General features: G+C 61.4%; 4 protein-coding genes. All 4 read right to left on the minus strand.

Annotation, left to right across the window (positions count from 1 at the left end):
- Nucleotides 1-49: 49 nt before the first annotated feature.
- The gene (locus tag GX108_06510; protein ID NLO56687.1) at nt 50-520 is read right to left on the minus strand and encodes a hypothetical protein; all 471 of its coding nucleotides are present in this window, start codon (nt 518-520) and stop codon (nt 50-52) included.
- A 175-nt stretch (nt 521-695) separates the two neighbouring features.
- Nucleotides 696-1,598, minus strand: coding sequence for an EamA family transporter (locus GX108_06515; protein ID NLO56688.1), 903 nt, complete (start codon nt 1,596-1,598; stop codon nt 696-698).
- Between the two features lie 108 nt (nt 1,599-1,706).
- Nucleotides 1,707-3,122, minus strand: coding sequence for a HAMP domain-containing protein (locus GX108_06520; GenBank protein NLO56689.1), 1,416 nt, complete (start codon nt 3,120-3,122; stop codon nt 1,707-1,709).
- Nucleotides 3,119-3,735: response regulator transcription factor (locus GX108_06525; protein NLO56690.1), on the minus strand; the 617-nt coding region annotated here is incomplete at its 5' end. The genes GX108_06525 and GX108_06520, both read right to left, overlap by 4 nt.

A 3,735-nucleotide genomic window follows, 5' to 3' on the forward strand; every position in this document is an offset into this window, starting at 1 on the left:
ACTCCCGGCAGTGGGACAGGGAGAAACGCTACAGGGACCTCGAGAAGGATTACCTTAAGAGGAACTGGGACCGAGGCTCCTTCCGCGATATTGACCGGTACAGGCGGGACCTTCTCCAGAGACGCCAGGAAAGCCTGGCGCCGCCCCGCGACTCGAGGGACAGGTTCCGATCGATCCTGGACGACAAGCAGCGGAAGGCCTTCGATTCCATGATCCGGGAGAGGGAAAACCGGCAACGGGATCGCGAAAGGCCGTCGCCGCTGCCAAGCACGCAAAGGCCGATGCCGCCGAAGTCCCAGGACAAACCGGCACCCCCCAAGATCCAGGACAAACCGGCACCCCCCAAGTTCCATGATAAATCGGCACCGCCCAAGTTCCAGGATAAACCGGCACCGCCGAAGACTCCGAACAAACCGGCGCCGCCCAAGTTCCAGGATAAGCCGGCACCACCGAAGACTCCGAACAAACCGACGCCACCCAAGTTCCAGGATAAACCGGCACCACCGAAGAGTCCGAACAAACCGGCGCCACCGATACTGACGAAAAACCCCGGGCCCGCTCCGGGGCAGAAAAAACCGGTGCCGCCGATCGTAAAGAAACCGATCCCGGGAGGGAAATAAATTCCCCCCCATATCAAAAAAGGAAGGGCGCGCCCCGGGGCGAGCCCTTCACTTCATTTTGGGGAGCCACGGTTGTCAAGACGACCGGATAGCCGGCCTCACCGTCCCTCTCACTATGAGGATAACCCCTAGGAGGATCACCGACGTCGCGGCAAGGCTTCCCGCGTTGAGCCTCTCGCCGGCCAGGAGCCACCCCAGAATAATAGCCACGATAGGGTTCACGTAGGCGTAACTGGAGGCCAGGGCCGGATCGGTCTTCTTCAGGAGCCAGATGTAGGAACTGAAGCCCACGATCGACCCGAACACGACTAGGTACCCGAGGGCCATGGCGGATCTCATCGATATCTCGGCCAAGGATATCATGGAACCCCTGTTGCACAGGATCCCCAAGAAAAGGTTCAAGAGGCCCCCGACGATCATCTGCATCGAAATGGCCAGGGCTGGCGATTCGGGTTGATCGGCCGCCCTCGAATAAAGAGAACCCACGGACCACAGGAAGGTCGAAAAACCAAGGACGACGAACCCCAGACCGTAACCCTCGGCCGCGGAAGGGCCACTCGTGAAGGCCACTAGCATGATTATCCCGACGAAACCCGTCAGAAGCCCCACGATGGTCAGCCTTTCGGGCCGGTCATGGCGAAGAAAGACCCAGCGAATTATGGCTATCCAGAGTGGCACCGTGGCCACGACGACGGCTGCAATGTTGGAGGGCACCACCTGTTCCGACCAGGCGACCCCTCCCGTTCCGCCCAGTAGCATGAGGCACCCCACCATCCCCATGCCTTTCCACTGGCTCAAGGTTATCCTGGGCCTTAGCCGTACCCACTCCCAGGCGAACATGATGGCCCCCGCCGTGGTGAACCGGAGGCCTAGCATGATGAAGGGCGGAAGCGTCTCGATCGCGAATTTCATCCCCAGGTAGGTGGTACCCCAAAAGAAATAAACTGCTACCAGGGCCGCCAGTACCGGCGGCGTCATGCGATTGTCGTCCAAGGATCAACTCACCTTTTTCCTCTGTGTATGGCTTGCCTGAGCACTTTTGATTGTACCCTCTGAAGAGAATATCGCGGGAGAAAAGGCGATTCTTTACTGGTCCAACGGGTGGACCGGCAGCCACATCTCCACGAGAAGGCCTCCGCCGGGCGGAAGTTCGGCATGGATATCACCGCCGTGGGCGAGGGCCGCCTTGCGGGCAATGGCAAGACCAAGACCGGTCCCCCCCGTGTCACGGGATCGGGACGCCTCGGTCCTGTAAAAGGGTTTGAAGATCTCCTCCAGTTCGGCCTTCGGTACGCCGGGCCCCCTGTCGAGAACCAAGATGGAGACCCCGGGGCGGCCTTCCCTGTCACGGCGTTCCGCCCTTACGGTGACAGGAGTCCCTTCGGGGGCGTACCGGAACCCGTTGCGGACGATGTTCTCCACAGCCCTCCGAACCAATTCGCTGTAAATCCTCACCGGCCCCAGGTCGTCGGAGTAGATAAGTATCACATCGCGTTTCATGGCCCTTGCCTCGAAGTTAGCGTCCTCCGCGACGGAGTCGAGGATAGAGCCAAGGTCCGTTTTTTCGAAATCCATGTGCTCCATCTCCGCCTCAAGCCTCGACAGGGAGAGCAGGTCCCCTATCATGTCATTCAGGACCTCTGATTCACGTCCTATCCTGTCCAAGGACTCCTTCGCCACGGCCCCGGACTTCTTCCTCGCCAGTTCGAGCGCAACGCCGAGACGGGCGAGGGGGGTACGCAGCTCGTGGGAGATGTCCCTGATGAGGCGCCGCTGGGCTTCAAGCAGGGTCGTCAGGTGCTTCGTCATGGCCTCAAAACTACGGGCCAGCTCCCCTATCTCGTCGGAACGTTTTTTGACCCCGTCGTCCACCGGGGTATCCAGGCGGCCACCCGAGACGGACCGGGCGGTCCTGCTCAGCCGGACCAGGGGGTCCGAGAGGTACCTCGCGAGCAGGAAGCAAAACACGAGGGCGGTGGCAAGCAACCCCAGGAGGTGGATCGCCAGAGCCTTGGGGTTGCCCGTCAGGACCCTAGCTATGTAGGGTGATCTCCGGAAGGCACCCACCAGGATGTAGTCCTTGCCTGAGGAGGACGCCACTTTTCTGAAGACCGACGAGAACCCCCCCCTGGTCTGGAAGGTCGTCCCCTGGTCCAGGAGGTCCAGGGCATCCTTGCCGAGCCTGACCAGGAATTCCCCCGAGGGGGCGCCTTCGACCGGCACCGGCGTCCCCTGCCCGTCGAAGATGAATATCGCGAGACCCGTTTCGCTCCTGATCCTTTCTATTTCCTCCTTGAGGCGGGCGGGGGTTTCCGTCTCGTACAGCTCCAAAAGCCTTTTCCCGTTCCTGTCGAGGGCGTTCGACAGGGCTTCCTGCTGGCCGGTGAGGATTATGCCCTGCTGGGTCATGAAGACCGTCAGCAGGACGCTCACCAAGGCCATCAGCAACATGGCACCCAGGAACCAGAGGAATATCCTCAGGAAAAGCTTCCGTTCCCTCACGGCTTGAGATCCTCCGGCGGTAGGGCGAGAATATAGCCGAGGCCCCGGATGGTTTTGATGCGTTCGGAGCCGTCGGAGTAGGTACCGATCTTCCTGCGGAGGTTGCTGATATGGACGTCGAGGCTCCTGTCAAAGGGGGAGAAGGGCCTTTTCAGGACGCTTTTCACGAGGGACTCCCGCGACATGGCAGTGCCCGAGGACTGGGCGAGGATCTCCAGCAGGTCGAACTCCACGGTGGTCAGGTCTATACGGGTGTCGCCGGTGCTCACGTGCCTCGCGGCGGGGTCTATGACCATGTCGCCCACGCGGTAGGCCCCCGCCTGGGGAATCCGGGAACCATCAAGGCGACCCCGCCGCAGCACCGCCCTGATCCTGGCCACCAGTTCCCTGGGGTTGAAGGGCTTGGGCAGGTAATCATCGGCCCCAAGTTCGAGACCCACGATGCGGTCCACGTCGTCGCCCCGGGCGGTGAGCATCAAGACGGGGATGGCGGACTGCCTCCTGATCTCCTTCAGGACCTCCATCCCCGAAAGCCCGGGGAGCATCACGTCCAGGATCACCAGCGAGTACCGTTCCGCCAGGACCTTTGAGACGACCTTGCCGCCGTCGTGGA

Origin of the sequence: Thermovirga sp. (assembly GCA_012523215.1) — a bacterium.
Lineage (GTDB): Bacteria > Synergistota > Synergistia > Synergistales > Thermovirgaceae > 58-81.

Excerpts from the sequence above, each read along its gene's own strand:
- GX108_06515 (NLO56688.1), bottom strand. The coding sequence starts at position 1,598 with ATGACGCCGCCGGTACTGGCGGCCCTGGTAGCAGTTTATTTCTTTTGG.